The sequence below is a fragment of the Gramella sp. MT6 genome (assembly GCF_019357415.1).
Lineage (GTDB): Bacteria > Bacteroidota > Bacteroidia > Flavobacteriales > Flavobacteriaceae > Christiangramia.
Window position 1 is genome coordinate 3,011,771 of sequence record NZ_CP048410.1, and the last position, 25,134, is coordinate 3,036,904.

24 protein-coding genes are annotated in these 25,134 nt (G+C 36.9%); 5 read left to right on the forward strand and 19 right to left on the reverse strand.

Going from position 1 to position 25,134, the window contains the following annotated elements; all coding sequences use genetic code 11:
* Positions 1-54 precede the first annotated feature (54 nt).
* The 7 genes from G3I01_RS13525 to G3I01_RS13555 all read right to left on the reverse strand — a co-directional run bounded on the left by G3I01_RS13525 (position 55) and on the right by G3I01_RS13555 (position 5,147).
* On the reverse strand, positions 55-1,104 hold the full coding sequence (locus G3I01_RS13525) for an AI-2E family transporter (protein ID WP_219548737.1): 1,050 nt from the start codon (positions 1,102-1,104) through the stop codon (positions 55-57).
* Between the two features lie 338 nt (positions 1,105-1,442).
* Positions 1,443-1,637: a cold-shock protein gene (locus tag G3I01_RS13530; RefSeq protein WP_026934381.1), complete on the reverse strand. Its 195-nt coding sequence runs from the start codon at positions 1,635-1,637 to the stop codon at positions 1,443-1,445.
* Positions 1,638-1,738: 101 nt separating this feature from the next.
* Positions 1,739-1,933, reverse strand: a complete 195-nt coding sequence (locus tag G3I01_RS13535) for a cold-shock protein (RefSeq protein ID WP_011709462.1) — start codon at positions 1,931-1,933, stop codon at positions 1,739-1,741.
* Positions 1,934-2,034: 101 nt separating this feature from the next.
* The gene (locus G3I01_RS13540; protein WP_011709462.1) at positions 2,035-2,229 is read right to left on the reverse strand and encodes a cold-shock protein; all 195 of its coding nucleotides are present in this window, start codon (positions 2,227-2,229) and stop codon (positions 2,035-2,037) included.
* Positions 2,230-2,299: 70 nt separating this feature from the next.
* Entirely contained in the window at positions 2,300-3,262 is a 963-nt protein-coding gene (locus G3I01_RS13545) for an acyl-CoA desaturase (protein WP_257710607.1), read from the reverse strand.
* A 354-nt stretch (positions 3,263-3,616) separates the two neighbouring features.
* The gene (locus G3I01_RS13550) at positions 3,617-4,075 is read right to left on the reverse strand and encodes a cold shock domain-containing protein (protein WP_219548739.1); all 459 of its coding nucleotides are present in this window, start codon (positions 4,073-4,075) and stop codon (positions 3,617-3,619) included.
* Between the two features lie 205 nt (positions 4,076-4,280).
* Positions 4,281-5,147: an NAD(P)-dependent oxidoreductase gene (locus tag G3I01_RS13555; RefSeq protein ID WP_219548741.1), complete on the reverse strand. Its 867-nt coding sequence runs from the start codon at positions 5,145-5,147 to the stop codon at positions 4,281-4,283.
* Between the two features lie 132 nt (positions 5,148-5,279).
* Between G3I01_RS13555 and G3I01_RS13560 the strand changes: the two genes are divergently transcribed.
* Positions 5,280-6,287: a zinc-binding alcohol dehydrogenase family protein gene (locus tag G3I01_RS13560; protein ID WP_219548742.1), complete on the forward strand. Its 1,008-nt coding sequence runs from the start codon at positions 5,280-5,282 to the stop codon at positions 6,285-6,287.
* 107 nt (positions 6,288-6,394) lie between these two features.
* Here the strand turns inward: G3I01_RS13560 and G3I01_RS13565 are convergent, their stop codons facing one another.
* The 4 genes from G3I01_RS13565 to G3I01_RS13580 all read right to left on the reverse strand — a co-directional run bounded on the left by G3I01_RS13565 (position 6,395) and on the right by G3I01_RS13580 (position 8,963).
* Positions 6,395-7,375, reverse strand: a complete 981-nt coding sequence (locus tag G3I01_RS13565) for a chemotaxis protein CheB (protein WP_219548743.1) — start codon at positions 7,373-7,375, stop codon at positions 6,395-6,397.
* Between the two features lie 264 nt (positions 7,376-7,639).
* Positions 7,640-7,843 (reverse strand): dodecin family protein, encoded by a 204-nt coding sequence (locus G3I01_RS13570; protein WP_219548744.1) that lies wholly within the window; start codon positions 7,841-7,843, stop codon positions 7,640-7,642.
* Between the two features lie 115 nt (positions 7,844-7,958).
* Positions 7,959-8,426, reverse strand: coding sequence for a universal stress protein (locus tag G3I01_RS13575; RefSeq protein ID WP_219548745.1), 468 nt, complete (start codon positions 8,424-8,426; stop codon positions 7,959-7,961).
* Between the two features lie 60 nt (positions 8,427-8,486).
* On the reverse strand, positions 8,487-8,963 hold the full coding sequence (locus G3I01_RS13580; protein ID WP_219548747.1) for a cupin domain-containing protein: 477 nt from the start codon (positions 8,961-8,963) through the stop codon (positions 8,487-8,489).
* Between the two features lie 245 nt (positions 8,964-9,208).
* Here G3I01_RS13580 and G3I01_RS13585 point away from each other — a divergent pair, with 245 nt between their 5' ends.
* The gene (locus tag G3I01_RS13585; RefSeq protein WP_219548748.1) at positions 9,209-9,691 is read left to right on the forward strand and encodes a PA2169 family four-helix-bundle protein; all 483 of its coding nucleotides are present in this window, start codon (positions 9,209-9,211) and stop codon (positions 9,689-9,691) included.
* Between the two features lie 54 nt (positions 9,692-9,745).
* Here the strand turns inward: G3I01_RS13585 and G3I01_RS13590 are convergent, their stop codons facing one another.
* From G3I01_RS13590 to G3I01_RS13605, 4 genes are all read right to left on the reverse strand, one after another.
* A complete protein-coding gene (locus G3I01_RS13590; protein WP_219548749.1) occupies positions 9,746-10,366 on the reverse strand; it encodes a hypothetical protein in 621 nt (206 codons plus the stop codon).
* A 140-nt stretch (positions 10,367-10,506) separates the two neighbouring features.
* Positions 10,507-11,145, reverse strand: a complete 639-nt coding sequence (locus G3I01_RS13595; RefSeq protein WP_219548750.1) for a DinB family protein — start codon at positions 11,143-11,145, stop codon at positions 10,507-10,509.
* 64 nt (positions 11,146-11,209) lie between these two features.
* Positions 11,210-11,575: a nuclear transport factor 2 family protein gene (locus G3I01_RS13600; RefSeq protein WP_219548752.1), complete on the reverse strand. Its 366-nt coding sequence runs from the start codon at positions 11,573-11,575 to the stop codon at positions 11,210-11,212.
* A 4-nt stretch (positions 11,576-11,579) separates the two neighbouring features.
* On the reverse strand, positions 11,580-11,960 hold the full coding sequence (locus G3I01_RS13605) for a VOC family protein (RefSeq protein ID WP_219548753.1): 381 nt from the start codon (positions 11,958-11,960) through the stop codon (positions 11,580-11,582).
* Positions 11,961-12,155: 195 nt separating this feature from the next.
* On the opposite strand from G3I01_RS13605, the gene upp reads away from it, so the two are divergent.
* Positions 12,156-12,815 carry a uracil phosphoribosyltransferase gene (upp, locus tag G3I01_RS13610; RefSeq protein ID WP_219548754.1) on the forward strand — a complete coding sequence of 220 codons (660 nt, stop codon included), beginning with the start codon at positions 12,156-12,158 and terminating at the stop codon, positions 12,813-12,815.
* On the opposite strand, the gene G3I01_RS13615 is transcribed toward upp, so the two are convergent.
* Positions 12,812-15,127 carry a BamA/TamA family outer membrane protein gene (locus tag G3I01_RS13615; RefSeq protein ID WP_219548755.1) on the reverse strand — a complete coding sequence of 772 codons (2,316 nt, stop codon included), beginning with the start codon at positions 15,125-15,127 and terminating at the stop codon, positions 12,812-12,814. The genes upp and G3I01_RS13615 overlap by 4 nt on opposite strands.
* Complete coding sequence (locus G3I01_RS13620; RefSeq protein ID WP_219548757.1) at positions 15,117-20,117, reverse strand: translocation/assembly module TamB; 5,001 nt, start codon at positions 20,115-20,117, stop codon at positions 15,117-15,119. Before G3I01_RS13620 ends, G3I01_RS13615 begins: the two co-directional genes overlap by 11 nt.
* Before the next feature lie 428 nt (positions 20,118-20,545).
* Between G3I01_RS13620 and G3I01_RS13625 the strand changes: the two genes are divergently transcribed.
* Complete coding sequence (locus tag G3I01_RS13625) at positions 20,546-21,391, forward strand: OmpA family protein (RefSeq protein ID WP_219548758.1); 846 nt, start codon at positions 20,546-20,548, stop codon at positions 21,389-21,391.
* 142 nt (positions 21,392-21,533) lie between these two features.
* Entirely contained in the window at positions 21,534-21,857 is a 324-nt protein-coding gene (locus tag G3I01_RS13630; protein WP_219548759.1) for a hypothetical protein, read from the forward strand.
* 31 nt (positions 21,858-21,888) lie between these two features.
* On the opposite strand, the gene G3I01_RS13635 is transcribed toward G3I01_RS13630, so the two are convergent.
* Both G3I01_RS13635 and gnd read right to left on the reverse strand, forming a co-directional pair.
* On the reverse strand, positions 21,889-23,235 hold the full coding sequence (locus G3I01_RS13635; protein WP_219548760.1) for a gluconate:H+ symporter: 1,347 nt from the start codon (positions 23,233-23,235) through the stop codon (positions 21,889-21,891).
* A gap of 3 nt (positions 23,236-23,238) precedes the next feature.
* Complete coding sequence (gene gnd, locus G3I01_RS13640; RefSeq protein ID WP_257710608.1) at positions 23,239-25,134, reverse strand: decarboxylating NADP(+)-dependent phosphogluconate dehydrogenase; 1,896 nt, start codon at positions 25,132-25,134, stop codon at positions 23,239-23,241.

Below are 25,134 nucleotides of genomic sequence, written 5' to 3' on the forward strand. Positions count from 1 at the left end.
AAAACTTGTATGTTTTTTTCCCAGGTTTTTAATCAAAGATAAATTGAAAGTGTTCTATTCGGAAAATTCCTTTTTACTGAATAAAATACCGAACGGTTTTAATTCATTGATATTCAAAAGAACAACCGTAACTATTCCCATGATAGGGATTGCCAGGATCATTCCTATAATTCCCCAAACCATATTTCCCAGAATAACGGCTACAATTACAAAGAATGGATGTACATCTACCCTTTCCCCTACTACATAGGGTTGCAAAACATAACTTTCTACAAATTGGGTTACGGTAAAAGTAAGTGCAATCCCAATTAATACGGTAGTATCACCTGAAGTAAGAAATCCAAATGCCACTGCCATCGTGAACCCAATCACATTACCAACATATGGAATGAGCGTTAATACTGCAGCTATCACACTCACCAGGATAAAATTGTTAACTCCTGAAATTCCAAGGCCTATGGAGTATAGAACTGCAAGCAAGCCCATTAAGATTAGTTTTCCGAGTAAATATTGGGGAGCTACTTTAGCCGATTTCGTAATTATGGTTTTTACTGTATCGCGTTCCTCGTCTGGAAACATCCTCATTAGAAAATCCTTGAAAATTTGCCGGTAATTTAGAAGGAAGAATACATATACAAAAGTTAGCAGATAATTGGCTAGAAAGCTGGAAAGCCCACTCATGAATGCTTTTATCCTATCCCCGGTCCCGGAACCCATTTCAGAAGAATTATTCTTCGCTTCCTTAATATCTTCCTGATCCAACGGCGTGTGTTTTAAGGCGAAGGCCTTAAATTGTTCGATCTTAGGAGTCATGGTTTCCTCGATCTGTGGCCAGTCTTCTGCAAAAGACCTTATTTGATATGACACCAGAGCCATAAGTCCTACAGAAATAATAAAAAGGATCAGGCTATTTAAAATGGCAGCCAGTGGCCTTTTCATTTTCTTTTCCATTAATTGTGAAAGAGGTAATACCACTAGACTTAAAATAACAGCCGTTAATAAGGGCGCAAAAAACCCTTTAGCTTTGGTAAGGCCAAGAAATAAAAAATATGTGCCTAAAATTAGAGCTGTGCCGTAAAGCAGCAGTTTTTTTTTGGTTATCATGTGGTTGGTTTTCTGGTATAGTATCAGCAATATCCGAAACTTTTTAGCGACTTTCTATTAAAGAATTCAAAAACCCTTGTTTTATTTTTAGATAAACCTAATTCTTGCAAAATTAATTTTAGGGATGAAGAGGATCCAAAATTGAAATCTTTAGTACTGTGTTTGAAACTTTCCTCATAATGAATTTAAAAGTTTCTACTGTCTTAACTAAGTTGGTTGATCTGTAATACTTACTTAAAATTTTTCTGGTTGGCTTATTATCAATAAATACAGAATTCCGAAAATAAAAAAAAGCCATCTTTTCAGATGGCTTTAACTTTTAAAAAGGGATCAACTAATTAGTCGATAAGCTCAACGTTAATTGCGTTTAATCCTTTTTTTCCTTGCTCAGTTTCGAACTGAACTTTATCGTCTTCACGGATATCGTCAATTAGACCACTTGAGTGTACGAAGATATCTTCGTTAGATCCTTCAGCCTGAATAAAACCAAATCCTTTTGTATTGTTGAAAAACTTTACTTTACCTTCTTGCATTACTGTACTTATTAATTGTTATAAATTTGCCGCTTTATTTATAGATCATGCGACGATCGATCTGGATTATTTCTAAACTCCTTAAAGGTGTTCTAAAATAATTAGTCTATAACTTCTACGTTCACAGCGTTAAGGCCTTTTTTGCCTTGCTCTACTTCGAACTGAACTCTGTCATCTTCACGAATTTCGTCGATTAGACCACTTGAGTGTACAAAGATGTCTTCGTTTGAATCGTCAGCTTTAATAAAACCAAATCCTTTGGTATTATTGAAAAACTTTACTTTACCTTCTTGCATTACTATACTTATTAATTGTTACAAATTTGCCGTGCTTGTTTAGAGATCGTACGACATACAATCTTCATCATTAACAGATCTCTAAAGAAAACTGAAAATAATTAGTCAATTACTTCAACGTTTACGGCGTTAAGGCCTTTTTTACCTTGCTCAACTTCGAACTGTACTCTATCGTCTTCACGAATTTCGTCGATTAGACCACTTGAGTGTACAAAGATGTCCTCGTTTGAATCGTCAGCTTTAATAAAACCAAATCCTTTGGTATTATTGAAAAACTTTACTTTACCTTCTTGCATTACTATACTTGTTATTATTTATAAAATTGCCGTCTTTGTTTAAAGATCGTACGACATCCAATCTATATTATTAACCTGCTCTAAGATTATCCATCCTTCCTAACTGGCGAAGCATTTTGAAATGCTCTCCAACTGCCGAGACAAAGCTGTGTTTATTATGGTAAGGCAAACCGTATTCTTTTGCGGTTTGTGCTACGATATGTGATATTTTTCTATAATGAACATGACAGATATTTGGTAATAAATGATGTTCTATCTGGTAATTTAATCCTCCAATGAACCAGGAAAATAACCTGCTTTTTGGTGAAAAATTACTTGTTGTAAAAAGTTGATGACTCGCCCAGTCCCCTTCTACTATTCCTTCTTCATTTGGCAAAGGATATTCGGTGGTAGGTACTATATGCGCCAGCTGAAATACAGTTGTGATAAGAAGTCCAGTTACAAAATGCATACTAATAAATGCAAGCACTACTATCCACCACGCTACAGGAGCCATAATAATTGGCAGTACTAATACGAATCCAAAAGAAACGACTTTCCATCCAATAACCTTAGCCAGCTCTTTATTAAAAGCTTTTCCTCCTTTAAAGAATCCCATTTTTTTAAATCGTGCCATTCTAATAAAATCTTTCGCAGTAACCCATGATACTGTAGACAGACCATAGAAGAACCAGGAATAGATATGTTGGAATTTATGGATCATATACCTTTTGGTATGTGGTGTAAATCTTAAAAAGAATGGAGGATTTATATCATCATCTGCCTCTTCTATATTAGTGAAGGTATGATGAAGTACATTATGCTGTATTTTCCAGATACTTGCATTTGCTCCAATCAGGTTCAAAGTATATCCTAAGTATTGATTTACTTTTTGATTTTTAGAGTAAGAATTATGGATCGCATCATGCATGATGCCCATTCCAATTCCAGCCATCCCAAAACCACTGGTTATATATAAAGCAAAGATCAACCATACACTGGAAACTATCCCAGTATTGATAATCACTAAAGGAGTAATGAACACCAATAACATTAAAATCGTTTTAACGATCATACTGCCATTAGCATGCTTACTAATTTGATTAGTTTTGAAATATGAATTTACACGGCTCCTAAGAGTCTTGGAAAATTCTGAAGCCCGTTTCTGGGCAAATTTTGGATTGTTGATACTGGTACTGTTTTTAATTACTGTCTAAATACTGAAGTGACTAAAACTTGGAATATCCTGAACGGATTTACTAAAGTGAAGAAAACTAAATTATTTAACATGGCAAATGTACATTTAAATATCCGATGCACACCACAATAACCAATTAATTTTCAATAAATTACAATTCAGGATAATTTGTGTAGTAGTATAAGGCTTAGAATCAAGCCTAAAGAGATTTTAGATCCTTTTAACCCTAACAGCGTTAAGACCTTTCATTCCCTGTTCTAATTCGAAACTTACCTTGTCGTTCTCTTCGATCTCATCTATGAGACCGCTTACATGGACAAAATATTTTTCACCGGTTGTTTTCCCAATAATGAATCCAAAACCTTTAGAATGGTCAAAAAAGGAAACTTTTCCTTCGGTATCGGTTACAGGTTCTTCATAATCCCTATCCTCTTTCTTAGGTATAGCGATCTCAATATCTTCTGCGTCTACTTCTACCTTTTGAGATGGATCTGGCGGAGTATCTGTAAGATTCCCATCTGCATCTACATAGGCGATCATATCTTCAAATGATGCTCCTTTGTTAGAATTTTCTTTTCTCTCCTGCTTTTTAGCTTCCTTCTCTTTACGTTTCTTAAGCTTCTTTTTCTCTTTTTCTCGTTTGTTTTGGGTTTGTCCGGATCTTGCCATTCACTAAATTTTAATTACTATTCGTTTTCCAACTTCAATGCTTTGAACCAACTAAACGAATACCAGAAAAATTTAATGTGTAAGATTATCTTTTGAAGGTTTAATTCAGAGAGAGCAATGGCTGATCTCAGCCTGCATCAAAATTTTGGTAAAGATAGTCATAGGAATCCGATAATAAAAGATTTAAAGCTGAGACTTCCTAAAATTATTCTTTTTCATGCAAATACTTGAATACTGCTGTAAAATCAAGATCGGCCATATTTTTATGTTTAGCCAAACCATATATCTCTTCTGCAGTGCTAGTCAAAGGACTTGGTTGCCCCAATTCATAGGCAGTTTCTGTGAACAAATGAAGATCCTTTTGAAGGTGTTTCAAAGGGAAATTAGGCTCATAATCATTATTCTCTATCCTGGACCTGAAAACATCAAGAATTGGCGCCGTTACGGGTGTTTTAAGTAAAATGTCCATCCCGGTCTTTTTATCAATCCCCATGGCCATTCCCAAATTGAGGCTTTCGGAAAACGCCAGAATACTTTGTCCTAATAATTGATTTATCATGATCTTCATGGCTGAACCTTTCCCAGCTGGACCTATATGTACTGCATCTTTACCCATTTTTAAAAATAAAGGTTTAGCTTCTTCAAAATCTTCTTTTGTGCCACCTGCCAGAAAAAGCAATTCACCTTCTTCCGCAGGAACTTTTGAACCCGAAACAGGCACATCCATAAATCGTATACCTGTTTTTATTGCGAGATTGGACATCCGTTCACTGAAGGAAGGATTCACCGTACTGCAATCTATCCAGAGAGCATCCTTTTGCATTCCTGATAAAAATCCTTCTGAACCAGTTGCCATTTCTTCTACGACCGCCGGTTTTTCCAACATAGAAAATAGTATATCAACTCCCTCCCCTGCTTCTTTGGCGGAATCTGCCCAATGAGCACCATTATTAAGAAGTTCTTCTGCTTTTTCTTTAGTGCGGTTATAAACCTTTAGATCATAACCAGCATTTAAAAGATTAAATGCCATACGGCTACCCATAATTCCTAAACCTATAAACCCTATTTTCATAATATACTTTTTTACCGTTAGTCAAATTTAACCACTGCAGAAGAAGCAATCAATAACTACTGGATTTTAGCAAAAGTTTATGACCTGTAGAATTGAAATGTCAATAATGACTAGTAATTTGAAAAGAAAAACATGAAAGCGATAGGTTTTAAAAAATCACTACCAATAGACCAGGATCAAAGTCTTTTTGAGTTCGAAACGGATAAACCTTCTCCAGAAAAACGTGATCTACTGGTGAAGATCAAAGCAATTTCGGTTAATCCTGTAGATTATAAGGTGCGGCAGAGTGCTGCAAAAGATGAAGAACTGGACAATCCTAAGATCATAGGATGGGATGCCGCGGGAATTGTTGAATCTATTGGTGAAGGGGTTACTCATTTTAAACCAGGGGACGAAGTATTTTATTCCGGAGATATAACCCGGTCTGGATGCTATTCCGAATTCCAGATTATAGATGAAAGGATCGTTAGTCACAAACCTAAAAACCTTGATTGGACGGAAGCCGCTGCCTTGCCACTTACTGCTCTTACAGCTTGGGAATCTATTTTTGACAGATTGAGGATCAAAGAGAATTCCGGACAGGGAAAAAATATTTTAATTATTGGAGGTGCCGGTGGAGTTGGTTCGATTGCGATCCAAATATTAAAGAAATTGACGAAATTAAAAGTTATTGCCACCGCCTCCAGGGATGTGACCAGGAACTGGTGTGAGAAAATGGGAGCCGATGATATTGTTGACCATCATGACCTATTGGACCAAATGTCTGGTTACAAAAACGTGGATTATATTTTAAATTTTGCCGATACTTCCGGAACCTGGGACGCCATGGCTGAATTAATCGCACCACAGGGTGGAATTTGTTGTGTAGTCAACACTACTGAAAATGTAGACCTTAATGCTTTAAAAAGTAAAAGTGTAAGTTTTCACTGGGAACTAATGTTTACAAGAAGCATGTTTGAGACCGAAGATATGATTGCTCAGCAAAAAATACTACAGCGCATAAAAGATCTTGTAGAAGAGAAGAAAATATTTTCTACGATGAATAAAAAGTTTGAAGGTTTAAATTCTGAAACTTTTAAAAAGGTGCATAAGCTACAGGAGTCAGGTAAATCTGTCGGAAAGAATGTAATACAGTTTTAGAAAAGACTTTTAGTTATAGATAAGGAGAATCAAAATTCAATTTATAAGAGGAATTATTGGATAAAACGATAATAGATATTTACCGGTTTTGATTAAGAAATGAATTTTTAATCTCTAATGTCCATTAACTCCCTTAACCTGTTTATGTGCTCGTCTACCTCTTTGATCTTATCTGAATATGAACGGGAAATTTGATCTGAACCCTTTGTTTTAAAGCTGTCGGCTATATTAAGCATAAGGACTTTTTTCTCTTCTAAAGTTCTTAAACAAACCCATAAGGTTTCCTCCAGATTTTCATTCTGAGCCAGTAATAAAGATTCTTGCGAAAAGGAATGTCCAACGTGACAGCGATATCTTTCGATTCCTGTATCCTTAATTTTCCATAATGGTCCGCCACAACTCGCACAACTTAAAGCTACTTTTTCACCAAGAAAATCTTCCGTCTTAACCTGGCTTCTGATTTTTGTTGCAATTTCAGATTCTCTTTTAATGGTGTAGGGAATTTCTACTTCCTGCGGCAGAGGCTTTTCGGTTAATTCCTCAATTAATTCGCCTATTTCTTCTACTTGTAAAGTATAATCTATTTCTACAAATTTTTGAGCAGATATTGCCATTCCTGCAAACTCTGCAGATTTCGGCTCCTGAATAATGGTCTTTCCGCCGCATCTTTTTACTGCTTCCAGGCCAACAGTACCATCATTCAACCTTCCTGAAAGTAATATACCTACACATCGATTACCAAAAGCTACTGCCGCAGATCTGAATAAAACATCTATAGAAGGCCTGAAAAGATTTTCTCTTGGCCCATTAGAGTTCCTGAGTTTACCCTCATGAATAACCATGTGCTGGTTAGGAACAGCAACATATACTTTACCTTTTTCAATATTCATATTTTCTTTAGAATCCAGAACTTCCATCTGGATTTTTCTATTAAGATATTCTGAAAAACTGGAGATCATATCGAAAGAGGAGTGAACAACGACCAGAAAAGATGCATTGATTTCCGGAGAGATTGATTTTAAAACTTTTTCTACAGCAACCCTCCCTCCTGCTGAAGCTCCTATCAAAAATATTCTGTTTTCCTCCAAAACAATACTGATTTAAAAATTTATTTAACTCCAATAATATTTATTCTAATGATCTTTAGGCCTTTAAATTAAAGCGCAGAAGCATCATCCATTAACTTTGCGGCGATTTCTATGTTTTAATGATCCTCTCTTCCACTTTTATGTGGAGATATAAGTTAAGAAATACACCACAATAGTTTGATATACAAAGGTTAAAACTATAATATAGTTCATAAAAAAGGCCAGTAAATTTACTGACCTGAGACATCTAAAATGAACAAATTCCTAGCTGGATTTTTCGAATGAAATTTTCGCATTCACGGCGTATGAAGTTATCGCATCGCCGTTCACCTGTGCTTTCATTTCTTTGATATAAACAGATTTTATATTATTGATAGATTTTGCAGCTTCCTTAACAGCATTTCTGGTAGCATCATCAAAACTCTTTTCAGAAGTTGCGATCACTTCGATCACTTTTACAATTCCCATAATTTTAAATTTTAATTGGTTATAATTATTTCTCTTCTTGAAAATAACCAATAATACCTTGTATTTCAAATGATTAACACAAGATTATAGAATGGAATTATGGATTTGTAATCCTTTAGTCTGAATCGTTTTTGACGGGAATAAGGTATACTGGAATCTTTGTTTTTTCCAGAATTCTACTTGCAGTGGTACCCATTAAAACCTTTTCCAGGACTGAGTGGCTATGAGTTCCCAGCACAATTAGATCTGCATTCCATTTATTGGCATAATCAAGAATCGCGGCTGAAGTTGGTCCTTCAGCAAGGTGAGTTGTTACCATGGGATCATCCAGGTGTTTGGCGGCCGTTTCCAGAAAATTTTTAGCAACTTCCCGGAGTTCAGAAATAACATTTAGGTCTACCTGCATTTCATTAAAACCTTCATACCCCATGAAATTAGGATAATTTACCCCATAATAACTTACATCTGCCAAAACATGGATAAGACAAACCTCGGCACCTAGCTTCTTTGCAAGTTCGTATCCTTTTTTTGTCACTCTCTCTGACTTTGGATTATAATCTAATCCAATTAGAACCTTTTTCATAAATATAATTAATGATTGCTCCTTCTAAGTTAGGTAAAAAAGGATTTATTCTGAAGCAAATTAATTCGATTTCCCAGCAAAGGCATCAACTGGCTTTTCAAAGGCCACAAATAATAAACAAGGCTCTCCCCCACTACAACGAGCATTATGAGCCTTTTTCTCTGGACCGTAAGCATAAAAACCCTCTTTCAGAATTCTGGTTTCTTCTCCTTCATAGGTGACTTCTAATTCTCCCTGTAAAAGGATCATTCTTTCTGCAGAATTATGCCAGTGCTCTGGAATATCTGTGTTTGGTTCAAATCTAAAAAGGACATCAGCATTGTTAAGGGTTATATCACCATTAAGTACCGTAACCTGGCAACCATTAGGGATAAGGTCTGGGCAGGCACCCCACTTGATGTTACCATCCTTTAAATTAATTGCCACTGAATTCTCATTTTTCATAGCATCCTGTGCAAAGGTGTATGTACTAAAAAATATTAGTAGTAAAATAAGCACTGATCTTTTTAACCCGGAAGACTTCAAATAACTTTGCATTTTTATTGGTTTTAAATGATTATACCACGGTTCAATAGATAGAAGTAAGGAAGAATTACGGCTAATATTATTTTAAAACTAGTCTTTAATTACTCAATTTGAAATGGGGATTATTCTGTATAATGACCTGCTTAATAAAATCGGTAAAAATATGACAATGGTCATCTAATTTAAAGCTGTAAAGTTCTGTTAACCTGTACTTTTGAAGTATCTTTAAGTAGATAATTAAATAAATTTTCAGTGTTATGAAAACAACAAGAGAATCGGCCAGAGAGGCAAGTCATAAAAACCTTGTACAAGTTCTTACAGATTTACTGGAAAAGAATTATGATGCAGAAAAAGGTTATAGAAAAGCTTTAGAACATACCACGAACCCCGATCTTAAGAAGTTCCTAAAAGATCAGGCCGTACAAAGAAATCATTTCGCAACCGAAATTGATAAATACATTCACCAGTTAAATGAACATCCTAAAGAAAAATCTAGCGGTACAACCTTAGGTAGCCTTCATCGTTTCTGGATAGATTTTAAAAGTTCTGTAACCAGGAAAAATGATGAATCCATTCTTGAAGAATGCATCAGAGGTGAAAAAGCAAGCTTGAAGGAATATGAGGAAAAACTTAAAAAGAATATTCTCAATCCTACCGTAAAAGAAATGCTGGAAGAGCATAGGGATAAGATCCAAAAAACCCTGAAACAGATCAAAATCCTGGAAGACCTTGTAGATTAAATAAAAAAAAGCCGGGATGTTCCCGGCTTTTTTTTGTTTTATATTATAAGTTATTTAGTTTTTAACAACGATAAGTTCAGCTTTTGCACCTGTAAGAAGATTCCATTCTTTTACAGCTATCTGCTCTCCCTTTTCGCTTAAAACCCTTAATTCTGCTGTATTTGGACCGGAACTTCCCTGGTTGAGCGCTACAAATTGAATACTATTGAAACCATCTTGCAGGGTTACCAGAATTGGTTGAAAACCGGCATGTAAATTTACACTGGCAGCAACCATTTGACCATTTACAAAGATCTGAACTTTATCACCGTCAATGTATTGATGGTCACGACAATAAACTTCTACAAATCTTCCCTGGGTTACAACATTTCCTAGGCTCTGGTCCTTTCTATATTCCTCTCTTATTTCTTTGTCTTTACTCCATTTCTTCTTAATAACATCAGCCTCGGTCATTAATCCATTAGGATTTTCTCTAAGGTCTATAGGTTTTGGTTTATCATTCAAGAACCTGCTTTCAGTCTCAGCTTCTTCCCTTTTAAGTATAGGAAATCCTGTAGAATTAGATTCTTCAGCTTTTATGATAGGTCCGGTATTCGTGGTACGCGGAATTTCTATCTGGGCTGATGCAGCTAAACAGACACAAAAAAAGCAAATAAAAAATAAACTGGTTCTCATGTTTTAAAGATTCGAATTGTATCTTTTAATATATCAAAAATACAGCCAATTTTTTAATAATCCTGATTTTACGTCTCCCAGAGCTTTTTCAAAAAAAGGATCTGCTTTAACACAGATCCCTAATTCTCTATTAATTGAACCTATGAATCAGGAAAATCTGGGTTTGATTTTACTTCCTCGATCTGGGCGGTATGTCGTGCAGTATGTCCTGCCATGAAAAGAACTGTTTGATAGGCATCGATCTTTCCAAATGGAAATTCATTAACGTAATTTCTCATATCTACATCAGAATCTTTCAGCCAGTCTACAATGTTTTCCCTCTGATCTTCAAATGCATCCAAGGCTTCATCTGCACTTGATAAATTACCTGTAGGTTGAAATTGGTCCTGTGTTTTTATCTTTTCTGTTCTATTGGTAATAAGCGCCACAACATCATCATCGGTCATTACTATTTCGGTTTTCTGGTCCAAGTCTTCTCCAGCATCAAATTTAGCTTGCAGCATAGATTTAAGGGCTCCTTCAACGGTAATTATATGTTCTACCGTCTGGGCCACAGACCAATTTTCAGCATCTGGTTTAAATTGCATTTGCTCTTCAGAAAGGCCTTCAACGCTCTCTTTTAGTGATTCTTTGGTTTCTTCCAGATATTCGAAAATATCTGCTTCATTCCAATGATTTTCAATTGAATTAAGATTATCTGAATCTTTCAGACAATCTTTGTCCCCTGCATAATCTGAACAGAAAAAAGCAAGGCTTAAAAATGTGATCAATATTTTCATGATTTATTTATTAAATTAATTCCTGTGAACTTTTATAGAGGGATTGAGTAAATATAGACTAATGCTATTTCTTTTTAAGCATGGTCACATAAGTGCGGAGTTCTTTAAATTTTGAGCCGTCTGAATCTGAGAAAATATATACATCACAGAAAGCATATTTTTTCTTCTTCCCCGGTTCAACATAGAACTCCACAATGCCTTCTACTACAGATTTATCTTTGATATTTATTATTTCGCTGACCTTAATTTCTGTAGGACCGCCATGTCGCATTCTATCAAGTGATTTCTCAAAGTCTTTTCTTCCAGAAATAGTTTTCTCTCCAATAATTTCCCATTTAACGTCATCGGTAACACTTTTGGCAAGGAAATCTGTATCACAATTCGCGAATGCTTCATTCAGCTTTTTTATTAGCTCATCTCTCTCCTTCATGATCTTAATTTTTTTGTTCTATCAGGGAAAGTAAATTACCCGCCGGATCTTTGAACCAGGCAATTGCTGTAGGATTGGATCCGCGATGGATTCCCCTGGCATCTGTCCTAATCTTTCCATCATATTGTTCAAACTTCACCCCCTTTTCAGTCAGTTCGTCTACCTGTTCTTCAATATCTGGCACGTAGAAGTTCAAAACTGTGAACTCGGCGGGGTGATGATCTTCTTTAGGATATATCAGGACAGAACAATGTCCCGGATCTAATTCTAATAACCCCAATGAATTTTCTTTAAGATGAAGACCAAGGATATTTCCGTAGAATTCTTTGGCCTTTTCCATGTCGTTCGTGGAGAATGTTGAGAAAGCATCGCAGTTCTTTAACATGGGCCTGATATTTAGTTTGTTACCACATAAATTTACATTTTATTTTTAAAATATATTATAGAATGAATTTGTTAAACATTCTTTGAACTTTGCAATTTTGATCTGTTTAATAAAGAAATTCCCCTGGATACTTCAATCTCTTTAGGTTCTATCTGGAAAAGCTTAAATTTGGTCTGAAAATTTTAATAGATCACTATGGAGGTTCAGGAAATACTCAAAACCAATTCTATCGCGAACAGGTTCATTTCTCAGCTTAGAGATACTGGAATTCAGAAAGACAGAATGCGGTTTCGAAGAAATATCGAGAGACTTGGAGAGATCATGTCCTATGAACTCAGTAAAGAATTAGAGTATGAAAAAATGGAGATAACCACTCCTCTGGGACGATCTGTAGTTCCGGAACCAAAGAATGAAATAGTGATCTGTTCCATACTTCGTGCAGGTCTTCCTCTACACCAGGGAATACTCAACTATTTTGATGATGCAGAAAATTCCTTTATTTCCGCTTACCGTCATCATCCCAACAATGATGAGAAGTTTGAGATCCTGGTAGAATATCTTGCGTCGCCTTCACTTGAAGGCAAAACGTTGATCCTTGCAGATCCCATGCTCGCTACTGGGAGATCTTTTGTAAATGTCCTGAAAGCACTGGAACCAATGGGCAAGCCTGCTAAAATTCATCTGGTATCTGTAATCGGTTCAGATGAAGGTGTTAAATATTTAAAAACTGAATTTCCAGAGAATTCCAAATTATGGATCGCCACTATAGATCATGAACTAGATAAGAATGGCTATATAGTTCCCGGGTTGGGCGATGCGGGAGATCTATGCTATGGAAATAAAATGCAGCATTAGAAAGGATAACCAATTGCAAAATTAAATACCGGACTTCCAAAATCATTAACCCAGCGTTCACCGGCTGGTTCCCTTGGATCATGCAATGGGAACGCAAGGTCGAACCTGATCACAAAACTCTGAATATCTATTCTTAAACCAACACCGGTTCCAATACCTAGTTCATTAATAAAACCTGAACCAAATTCTCCTGAACCATCGGTATCGAGATTCGTTGTTTCAGGACGTGACTCTGAAGTCCAGATATTCCCGGCATCAACAAAGAATGCCCCGTTCAAATAAGTCACAATAGGAAACCTGTATTCCGCATTCGCTTCCAGCCGTATATTCCCGGTTTGATCGCGATAGGTAGCGACATCTGAAGGTTCGTCTCCAGGTTCGGTTAATTCTGTAGGCTCGCTAGGGTCAAAAGTTCCCGGTCCTAAAGATCTCGTTCTAAAAGCTCTCACGCTATATGGCCCACCAGCAAAATATTGTTTACTAAAAGGCATTACATCAGAATTTCCGTAAGGCATCCCATAACCGGCAAATAACCTGGTGGCGATAGTCTGGGTTCCCAACCTTAGATGATATCTAAGATCAAGATCTAGTTTAGCATATTGAGCATATTCCAGGCCTAAGACTTCTTTATTTCCATCTTCAGCCTCCTTCCCGAACAAACTCATGGTATTACCCGCCATATCAAAGTTTGAGTTCAGGAAAAAGGCATGTGTTTTCTGGGTATCTATTAATCCGTTATAAGTAAAAGAATAAGTAAGACCGGCAATGAATTCCTGCTCAAAACTTCTTTCCAGGAAAGGATTTTCATCAAGGATATCCTGAAATTCAGGAGTAACATCACTAAGGCTCACATAATTAAGACTAACAGGATTAAATTCATGGGTCACGTACCTGTTCGCGTTCCAGAAATATCCAAAAGTAGAATTCAGTGATGCCAGGGTAAATAACTGTGTTCTTCTTAAATAATCACCTCCCAGACTGATCTTGGTTTTTGGAATATCATATTTAAAATAGTTCTTGCTAAAACTTATAGGAAATAATAACCTCGGAATGATAAGATCATTTGAGACTCCTAATTGCAGGGAATTACTTCCCGGGTTGTTTCCTGAAGCGACCTGAAATTCATACCCGAAATTAGCCGAAATATTAAGTGTTTCACCACCTTTAAAAAGGTTTCGGTTTACAAATGTCAAGGCAAGATGTGGTCCCGCAAAACTATTAGATTTAGTAACCGCCTGTAGTTCTGCCCTAATCGCTCTTTTTTTAAGAGGAGAAAGAAAAATATTCGCTTCGAGCAGGCCCAGGCTGTCTGTAGCAAGCGTGTCTATCTCATCATACCTAATGTTCACGAATTTATAGACTCCAATAGTCCCAAGTCTACGGCTGGTATTCCTGGACTTTGCAGGATCATAATAATCACCGGTCTCAATAAGAATATATGGATCCAGATATTTAGGCTTGAAGAAAATATTTTCCTGTAAGTAATTCTTATTCTTATACCTTTCAAAATTCTTACTTAGGGAATCTTCCTCAATATTATTATTCGGATAAACATTTACATTTGAAATCTTATAAGGAATAACAGATTTTGAAGGCACATCTTTTTTTAACCTGAGAAAAAGATCGAATTTCTTCTGCTTATATTGATTTGTATCTGCCTCAAAGATCAGGAATCCAGGGTTAAAATTATAATAGCCATCTTTTTTGAGATGAAGATCTATACGTTCACGTTCCTGCTTTAATTCCGGCAGATCGAAAGGCATACCCTCTTCAAGAACCGTCTTGTCCAGATTTTCCTGAATATTCTGATAAACCAGCAAGGAATCTGAATCTAACTGGTAGCTGGCCATTGTATACGGGGTAGGCACATTTAGCGAATAAGTTGCGGAACCAGTTTTAGCTTCTTTATCTGTAATAGTTTCTGAACTAACTCTGCTATAAAAGTAGCCCCTGTTCTCTAATCTGTTTATAAGAATATCTTCAGTATTATTTAAGTTTACGTCTGAAAGGTAAACCGGTTCTTCGCCTATCTTTTTGTTCAGGAATTTGTTGATGAACCCAGGTTTTTCTCTTTGCGCTTTATAGTAAAAATAAAGTCCGGGACGCATCCCTAGGAACTTACTATTTGGCTCGGGTCTTAGTACTTTATTTAATTCGGTGGTTAGCGCTGGTTTATTAACGATGGTGCTATCAGACTCAAACTCGATCTCTGCCCCGGTATAAAGTAATTCATCATCTGGAATGAATTTCTCCACACTACAGGCTTGAATAAAAATCAAAAAAATGATTATTGCCGAATATCTAATTCTCATCTGTGTTATTTTCTTCTTTTTTAGGTTTATCTTCCTCTTTCTTTACATTTTCCATTACGGCTCTTTCGAAGATATTTTTGAATTTATTGAATTCCTTCGTAAAAATTAAAGCAATTCCGCTTACCACCAACTGGCCATCCACTACGTTTTCATACTGACTTTTACTAAAACCTTTTAATCGCCAGGTGCCATTTTCGTCCAGTAAGTAAGAAATACTCACGTTCCCAATTACCGGGCTTGTCTCCTGCCCTTCCTGGTTGCCACCCTGTATATCTACTTCACTACCTACTTCTACAACTAACCTATCCTCAAGAAATGCTTTTTGTGCGCTTATACCTAACTGTGTTCTTTCTTCCGGGCTGGTACCCTGGTAATCTGTAAAACTATCTACGTTAAAATTAAGCTGGACCCCGCTTTCTCCAAGAATCTTACTGGAAAGCATATTCAATTGATCTGATAAGGCAGAATTAAGGTTATCCCTCGCCACGGCAAGTGTCCCTCCCTGGCTTCCGTCACTACCCGATTCGGGGAAAAAACGATTTAAAACGAGCAAAGAAAATACCTGTTTATTCAATTCTTGCTCTTGGTTGTTAAGTTGCTGCACCCGTCCGAAGATTTCTCCTCCCGCAATACCTTGTTCATCCTCTGGCATATCCAGGTTGAAAGTGATCTTTGGCTCCATAAGGTCTCCTTCTACATTAAGATAAACCAGGAAGGGTATTTCCTGCCGGAATCTATCTCCTTCACCACTATCTAAATTAGAGGTCTGAGAGGCCATTAAAGCCGAAGCTGAAGTTTCTACCGTATAGATCGCCCGTACATCCAACTGTGCATCAAATGGATCTCCAGCCCAGGAAACACGGCTGCCATCTGCAATATCAAATCTTCTTTTTACGAGATTATACAGGCTCATTTCATAAAATCCATCATTTATCTCGTAAATACCTGTAAGTGCTGTGCGGCCATTAGGATACATATTGAAGATTAGATCTCCCTCACCCTGGACCTGGAACTTATCCCCTGTCTCTTCATTTATAATAATGTTGAAGGTGGCTCCTTCATTTACGGTAACGCGGGAGTAAATATCATAGCCTGAAACCACATAGGATTCCTCTTCAGTTTGGGAGAGAATGGCATCAGGATTTTCCTTATTTACAAAAATCACCACTCCGTCCCTTTCATTGATCTGAAGTTCAGTTTGAGGAACCACATAAGTGAAATTGGTACTTTCCTTTATATCTACATTCATATCTACCTCAGGAAGATTAAGGTCGCCATTGATCTGTGCATCAACATCAACCACCGCAGTTCCATAAAAAAGCTCATTGTCCTCTTCAGTAGAATTCAATAACCTGAAATCATTTGCCTGAACATCCAGATCAAATGTCGGATTCAACAGGTCTTTGGTTCCAACTTCTCCATTTAGAACAACCGAATTGTCATTTGTGTCATTAATATTGAAATTATTAAAATAAACGGCATCGTTATCTAATCTCAGTTCTTCATTGGGAAGGATGAAACTGGCGTTTAAAGTAGCAATATTGAATTGAGCAGAATTAAAATTCATACTACCTTCATATTTAGTCTCTAAAACGGTTCCGTTTAAACTAAAACTACCCGAAAAACTACCGCTTCCATCTTTAATTACTCCTTGTGAAAAACCTTCCAAAGCAGTCATTTGAATCTCATTTAGATCAAGCTGCATATCAATTTTTGCGGAAGGATCTGCTGCAGTATAAGTACCAGTAAGGTCTAGGTCAACTTCACCTCCTTTTATGGCCATTTCGAAATCATAATTACTAAAACCTGCAGACTCTCCTTTAAGATCCAGGGTATTAAGATTGACCCCCATCACCTCGAATTGATTTATCTGCATATCTGCCAGAATTCCTGTTTCGCCAAAAGGTTCCTCGTAAACGATATTCCCATTCAATTGACCGGTAGCGAGCTTGTTTTCAGGATTTAAATAATTCAATAGGGCTGCTAATTTGAAATTCTGGAAGTCGAGGCTTAAATGTTCTTTTTCAATCCCGGGTTTATCATTACTTAATTGCATTGCCTGATTATTCCGGGATATCCTGAAATTCTGGAAATCAAGATATTTTTCAGCAATACTTATTCTGTTGGAATTATCAACCTCCCACTGGTTTGAATTGAGAATAAACTTCTTAGGATTAATATGAAATCTTAAGGTATCACCCTTAAAATCTAATTCAGAATTGAAATGTACAATTTCAGAATCTTCATAGAAGGAAGAAAACTCAAGGTCCAGCTTCTGGTTAAGAACATTGGCATTTACAACAGTTTTCTTAATGGCCAGCGGCCCGGCGTTAAGCTCATTAAAGGCAAGGTCAAAATTGAGGTCTTCTGTATCAGACCGCATAAATACTTCTAAACTATCAATCTCGCTGCCGTAATACATCACATGAGGTACCGAAACAGTTGCTTCTAATTCACGGTCCTTTTCCCTGAAATCTATATTTACGTCTATGGTATCCAGATCTTCCAGATTCACTAAGAATACTTCATTAAGAATTGGCGCCTGCCTTATCCTGGCATTTACTTTTAAATTAACGGGAGTAGTTATAGAATCTTCCTGGTAATTCTCAGTAATATACCTCTTTAAATGTCTGTTTATCGAATTAGAGAAATCGGCCGGACTGGCATTAGATTGCAGGTCCAGATCTATCATTCGGTTATCTATCTTTACTGAAGTGGTATCCTCTCTAACATATGCCGAAGCATTAAAACTACCAAGTAAATAGGTTTCATTATTATAAACCGCAACACCGTCTATAATGCTTGCCTCCATTTCATATTTGCTGGAGTTTCCTTCGAACCAGCCATCAAGCGTAAAACCGGTCTTAATTTCCTTTCTCGTTATGCCAAGAGCTTCTAGATCTGCTCCCTCCAGAACAAAATGAATGTCAAATCTCGGTGAAACCGAATCCAGCTGAATCCTGGTTTCAGCATTCATATTTAAATTATTGTCCTTATAATCGATATTTACAGGCCCGGCACCATTCTCCAGTTCTCCATTGATGTTGATGTCCCGGAATTCATATCCATTATAGGTGAATGAAGATATTTCAGAATCCAGACTGGCATTAAGGTCGTTAATTGAGCTACCCTTTCCTGAAGTTTTGAGATTGATCTTTATTTCTCCCAAAGCTTCATTCTGCAGCAGGTTACCCAAAGCTATACTATCGCCCTGCACTTCAGCATCAAAAACGATTTGATCTCCCATCTGAAATTCCCCATCAACATCCAGGCTTCCTTCCGAGGTAATAAGTAAGGCATTTGTATTTATCTCGCTGGCATTTCCTGAAAAGCTTCCACTTAAAGAGACGGTTTCCGGCAATTTTACACCCAGGTCTTCCTCTTTTACAAATTTCACAAGATCACTCCTCTGGGAATTAACCTTGACATTAGGTAAACTAAAATTTAGGTTTTCAGGATCCTGGGCGTTTAAAATATTTCCATTTCCTACGATCCTTGTATTGCTCCAGTTTAAATCAAGGTTCTGCAAATTGATATTGTTCAATTTCCCATTAGCACTTACATTTCCCCTAATTGGAGAACTTGCCAGCGCCTTGACATATTCATTATCTTTAAGATCGGGCTGAAAACGGTATATCTCGCTCAGCCTTAAATAAATATTATTCAGATCAAGATCGAGTCTCGCATTATCAGGTTTATTAAGGAAGTCACTGAAATTCTCATAAGCAATGCTAAGATTCCCCGACAATCGATTATTATTTACTGATATATCAAGATCTGAAAATTCCATTTGCTCATCGGTAAGGCTGGCCTTAATATTAAACTTATTCAGATCAAGCCCCGATCCTTCCTGAAATTGCACCTTTTGAATTTTAGCACTGGCCATAGCTTCTTCATAAAGAATGTTCTCAGCCTTAAAGATCAAACTGTCTATTTCTACCGCATGGGGATTAAAAGTTCCTCTTTTTATCCTGGCATCATTTACCAGGTACTTGAAGGAATTATTTTCAAGATCTATACTGGCCAGGTCTATCTTCCACTGTGGCCATTCAAAAGGCGCAGATGTACTCGTTGTATCATTTTGCTTACCGGAAGATTGTTGCATCTTCAAAGTAATATTGGAATTGGAAATACCTATAAACTCACTCGAAATCAAGTTATCTTTTAGATCAAGTCTTGACCTATCCAGGTTTACGTCGGTAATAAGAAAGCCCGTATACAGGGAATCTGGCCTGGAGTCATAAACTCCCTGGATATTGGAAATTTCGATATTATCAATCTCAAATACCGGCATCGGCGGAGCTTCGGTATCGCTTTCAGGAAATGGTTTTGTTTGCACATAATTCACCATCGCATCACGAAGGATCACATCATCTGCCCTGAATATCATATTCTGAAGATCGGTTTCGGTAAATTCCAACAGGATTTTTTCGAATTTCACTTCCGCATCGATCCCACTTACATCGTCTTTATAAATAATGTCGAAATCATCCAGGTTTATATCACCTATATTGATCTCCATTGGCGCAGAAGTCGTATCGGTTGCAGGAGCAGCCTGCGTTGTATCTGAAGCATAGGCATTTGTTAGAAACTCATAATTAAATCCGGAGACAGAGTCTTTCCTTATTATTCTCGCCTTAACATTCTTGACATCCAGACCATCCAGGCCAAAACTATTACCTTTTATTAAGGGCATAATGGGAATATTTGCAGACAAACTGCCGGCGTAAATAACAGTATCTCCCTCGGGTGTTTTGATTAGAAGTTCATCTATCTGTATATCCCCATTAAATTTAATAAAGAGTTTTTCCAGTGCAATATCCCCACCGGTTTTCTCCTCTATAGAATTAATTACTTTATCTTTTATAATATCCTGGCCCCATGGACTACGAACAAATAAAATGACTAAAAGCAGGAAAATAAGAATGCCCAGAAATATTTTACCCAGTATTTTCAGGATCTTTAATGCCTTTTGTTTCTTATCTGCCAATGCTTATTTTTTTGGATTTCTCAAAGTTATCGTTTAGAGATTATTTCAGGAAGTTTATATGCTTTAATTCTGGTAAACTTGTGTTAAATCAGTATATATAACAGCATTCAAAAGGAATTCTTTAAATAATATTGAACCAAAACTGTGGAGATTTTTTACACAATTAAGGTTTAATTCCACAGTTTTTTTCCTTAATTCATCACCTGGTATTTTTCTATAGAAAATTTACTGAATATTATTCTAATTACAGAATTAGCAACCTAATCACCTATTTCTTAAAGCCTAAGAGCTTTTCAAACTTTCCAAAATTCATAGTCCTGGTATACGATTATAGCTGTAATAAACGAATGGCACTGTTATAGCTCTTATATCATTGATTATTCGAACTAAATAATTAATCAAAAGAACAAAATTTAAAAATCTGATTTATGAAAAGAGTAATAACTGTTACAGTATTGGCAGCTACTATGCTAACTTCCTGTGTTTCTAAGAAGAAATATGTAGCACTGGAAAGTGAACTAAATGATACTAAGAGTACATTACAGAAAACCAGAGTTGAGAAAGAAGAAGTTGAACAAAAATATGCTCTTATAGAGCAAAGAGTTGCAGAATACAATGCAAAAATCAATTCTCTTAGAACAGAAAATGAGGGAATGATGGAAATGAACGACCTAACGGTAATGTCTAAGAATACAAAAGATAGAATGCGTAGCACTATCTCTAAAATGGATCCGGAAAAAGTAAAAGGTGCTAAAACCCTTGAAGATTCTATTAACCTTGCTGTTTCTTATAACCTTAAGCAAAACATTTCTGAAGGTGCAGATGAAGATGATATTGACATTAGCGTTGATGAAACTGTAGTAATGATCAATGTTTCAGATAAACTATTATTTGGTAGCGGTAGCTATAGAGTGACTAAAGAAGCTCAGCCATTACTTAAGAAACTTGCAGAAGTAATTAATAGTGAGCCTGCCATGGAAGTGATGATCGAAGGTCATACTGATGATAGAACAATGGTTAAGGACTCTTACCTGAAAGATAACTGGGACCTAAGCGTTAGAAGAGCAACCTCTATTGTTAGACTTCTACAGGATAAATATGATGTTGAACCATCTAAACTTATTGCTGCCGGAAGAAGTAGTTACCAGCCTTTAGTTGAGAATACGAACAAAGAAAATATGGCTAAAAACCGTAGAACAAGAATTGTAATTATTCCTAACCTGGATAAATTCTTTGCAATGTTAGAAGGTGATGCTTCTGTAGCTAAGAACTAAGACACACATTCCACAAAATTTAAAAGGAAAGCGTAACTGCTTTCCTTTTTTTGTTCTTAGGTTTAACTTGAATTTAACCCGTCATTTAGCTTAATCCTTTGATTATTCTTTAAATTAAAGATGAATCAGAAAATGATGAATTATGAAAAAGGAAGTAAGCAGAGCAAACGAAGAAGCAAAAAAATCTAAACCTGAGAACTTGCCCTATAACCCTGAGGTAACAAAGGAAGATAAACAAGCCCTGAACGAAAAAGGCCGTAGCATGAATAAGGGCCAGGATAAGGACCTGGATCGAAATAAAGAAGTAGATTTTACCGCTGAGGAAATGGATGTTCCGGCGAGCAATGATTCAAAGCCAGAGAGAAGATCTGAATTAGTTGATGAGGAGAATATGCAGTACAACAAAAAAGGATCAAGACCCGATCATAAAAAATCTACAGATCATCCTCGAGACGAAAAAATCTAAAACATAACCCGCTATTTTTATAGCGGTTTTTTTATATCAAATAATACATTATGGAACTTACCAGTAAACCCATAATGGCAACAATCCCGGTCATAAGGGTCCAGGATCTGAAAGTTTGTTTTTCAGTGAGGCCGAGATATTTTCCTACCAACCAGAATCCACTATCGTTCACATGAGAAAACCCAGATGCTCCCGCAGCAATTGCAATTACTATTAACGAGATCTCTGAAGGAGAAAGTGCAGAGGTTGTTATGATAGGAGCGGTAATTCCGGCAGCTGTGATCATGGCAACCGTTGCAGAACCCTGTAGTAGCCTAACGAGTAAAGCTATAGTAAAGCCAAAAAATAAAGGATTAAAGAAGGTTCCCTGAAGCGATTCTGCGATCATCTCCCCTGCCCCTGTTCTTATTAATATTTGCTTGAATGCTCCACCAGCGCCTGTCAATAAAATAATGATCCCGGCTGCTTCAAAGGATTTCATGGCAGTTTTATTCAAAAATTGTTTTCCCGCTCCCCTTTTGATTCCAATAAAGTACCAGGCTAAAAGGTTCGCAATTATGAGCGCTGTAAATGGATGGCCCAGTAAGTTGATCAAATAAAGTAAAGGACCCGAAATAAAATTTTCAGGGAACAATGGGCTGGTTAGCACAGTGTTGAAAACAATAAGAATGATTGGTACAGAAATAATAGATAAAATTAGTCCTGGCGAAGGCAGGTCATTATCAATTTCATTACCTGATTCGGTAAATGTTGGGGGTGTAATATTCATTTTTTTAGAAATGAATTTCGCAAAAATAGGTCCGCTTATTATGGCCACAGGAATCCCGGTAAGTATCCCAAAAAGGATCACCCATCCAAGATCTGCTCCCAGAATGTCGGCGACCGCTATTGGCCCAGGCGTAGGTGGAATGAATGCATGCGTGATCGTAAGCCCGGCAAGAAGTGGCATGGCATATAGAACCAGTGATTTTCCTGTTTTTTTACTTAGAGCATAGGTGACAGGCACCAGGATAATGAAGGCGACATCAAAGAATACCGGGATTGCTACAAGGAATCCTGTTAACATCATCGCCCATGGAGACCGCTTTTCTCCAGTCTTCCGAAGTAAATATTTAGCAAGGCTGTTCGCACCACCAGATTGCTCCAGTATTCCGCCAAATAATGCACCTAACCCCACCACGGTAGCAACAAAACCTAAAGTACTGCCCATGCCTTCCTGCATGGTAGTTAATATTTCAGTAGCAGGCATTCCTGCAAAAATACCTACAAGTATGCATACTATTAGCAATGCCAGGAACGCCTGTATTTTAAGTTTAAGGATAAGGAATAACAAAATGGCAATTCCGCCGAGAACGGCGAATAAAATTTGAAGATCCATAGGTTATTCTGGTTTCCAGTTTGAATGAAAATATTCACCCCTGGGTTTATCTATCCTTTCATATGTGTGAGCACCAAAATAATCTCTTTGTGCCTGAATAAGATTGGCCGGTGTATTCTCTCTGGTGAAACTTAAAAAGTAATTTAAAGCTGAGGAGCATACCTGCATTGGACATCCTTGAGATAAAATCGCAGGTATAATTCGTGTGAATATTTCCTGATCCTCATTTAATTTTTCCGCAATATCGGGGTATAATAATAAATGGCTACTCTTAGTTGAATCGTAAATTCCAGACAGCTTTTCCATAAATGAGGATCTAATTATACAGCCATTGGTCCAAATCCTGGCTATCTCAGAAAAGTTTAAATTCCATCCATATTCCACGGAAGCTATTCGCAACAATTCAAAACCAATACTATGGTTGATCACAGAGGCCGATCTATAACTTTTGAAGAGCTCATCATCTGTAATTTCCAGATCAGCCTTATTTTTTAGCTTATACAATTCCCTGACCTGGTTTTTATGCTTTTTAAAAGCCGAAATATTTCTGGCAAAAACTGAAGCTGTTATCGTATCCAGGGAAACCCCAACCTCAAGCGCAGCAACGGTGGTCCAGCCACCAGTCCCTTTTTGACCTGCAATGTCCAGAACTTTATCTAACAGATATTGATTATTTTCCTTTTTCAGTAAAATATCGGCAGTGATTTCCAGGAGAAAGCTTATCTGCTTCAGGTTCCACTCAGTAAAAACTTTGGATATAGCTTCCGGTGAACGGTCCTGGAAATACCGCATAAAATAATAGAATTCTGCTATAAGCTGCATTTCGCCATATTCGATACCATTATGCACCATTTTTACATAATGACCGGAACTTCCTGGGCCAATATAATTACAGCAAGGTCTTTCCAGTCGATCTTTAGCCGCGATGCTGCCTAACAAGTCCTTTACCCTATTGTAGCCCTCTTTAGAACCACCGGGCATGATAGAAGGACCATTTAATGCTCCATCTTCACCTCCGGAAATACCGACTCCTAAAAAGTGAATTCCTAATTCACTTAATTTTTCAAGTCTTCTTTCGGTATCTTTAAAATGGGAGTTTCCACCGTCCAGAATAAGATCGCCAGTCTTTAAAAATGGGATCAATTCTTCGATAATCTCATCTATGGGATCACCGGCTTTGATCATCAAAAGTATTTTCTTCGGTGACTTCAGACTAAAAACAAAATTTTTAAGATCATCAAAACCTTGCAACTGATATTTATCTGAATATTTGTCTACAAAGTTTTGAGCTATATTTTCTTCTAATTCTCCTTCACGCCTGTTATATACAGAAACCAAAAAGTTTTTTCCTGCCATATTCAAAGCAAGACTTTTACCCATAACGCCCAGGCCTATAATACCAAATTCGGGCATATTCAGTTTTTGAAGAATTTCCTTTAGCGATTCCTCTGGAGAGTTTTCAACCTTTATATGAATACCATAATCTGGCGGTTCAAGTGTATCATATTGGGATTTTAAAAGATCTGGATTGAAGAAATGCAATTTCCTTTTACTGATCCTATCTGCGATTATGCTGAAATCCTCAAATAAAAAGATCCATTCCAGGTCTTTATCAATACCACCGGCAAGCTGATTACGATATTTTTCCTTTAATGCAGAACATGCCAGAACACCTCCATTTGAGCTCTGCCATTCCGGAATTAATGAACTCATCTTTCCAAGCCATCCTTCCCTGTCCAGATCGGTCAAAGGAATGCCATTTTGCATCTTTTCTTTATTAGAAGCAGAATGAAAATTATCGGCATCATAAAATGGGACTGAAAGTTCTTCAGCCAGCATCATTCCCAGCGTAGTCTTACCAACACCAGAAACGCCCATTAAAATATATACCTTACTCAA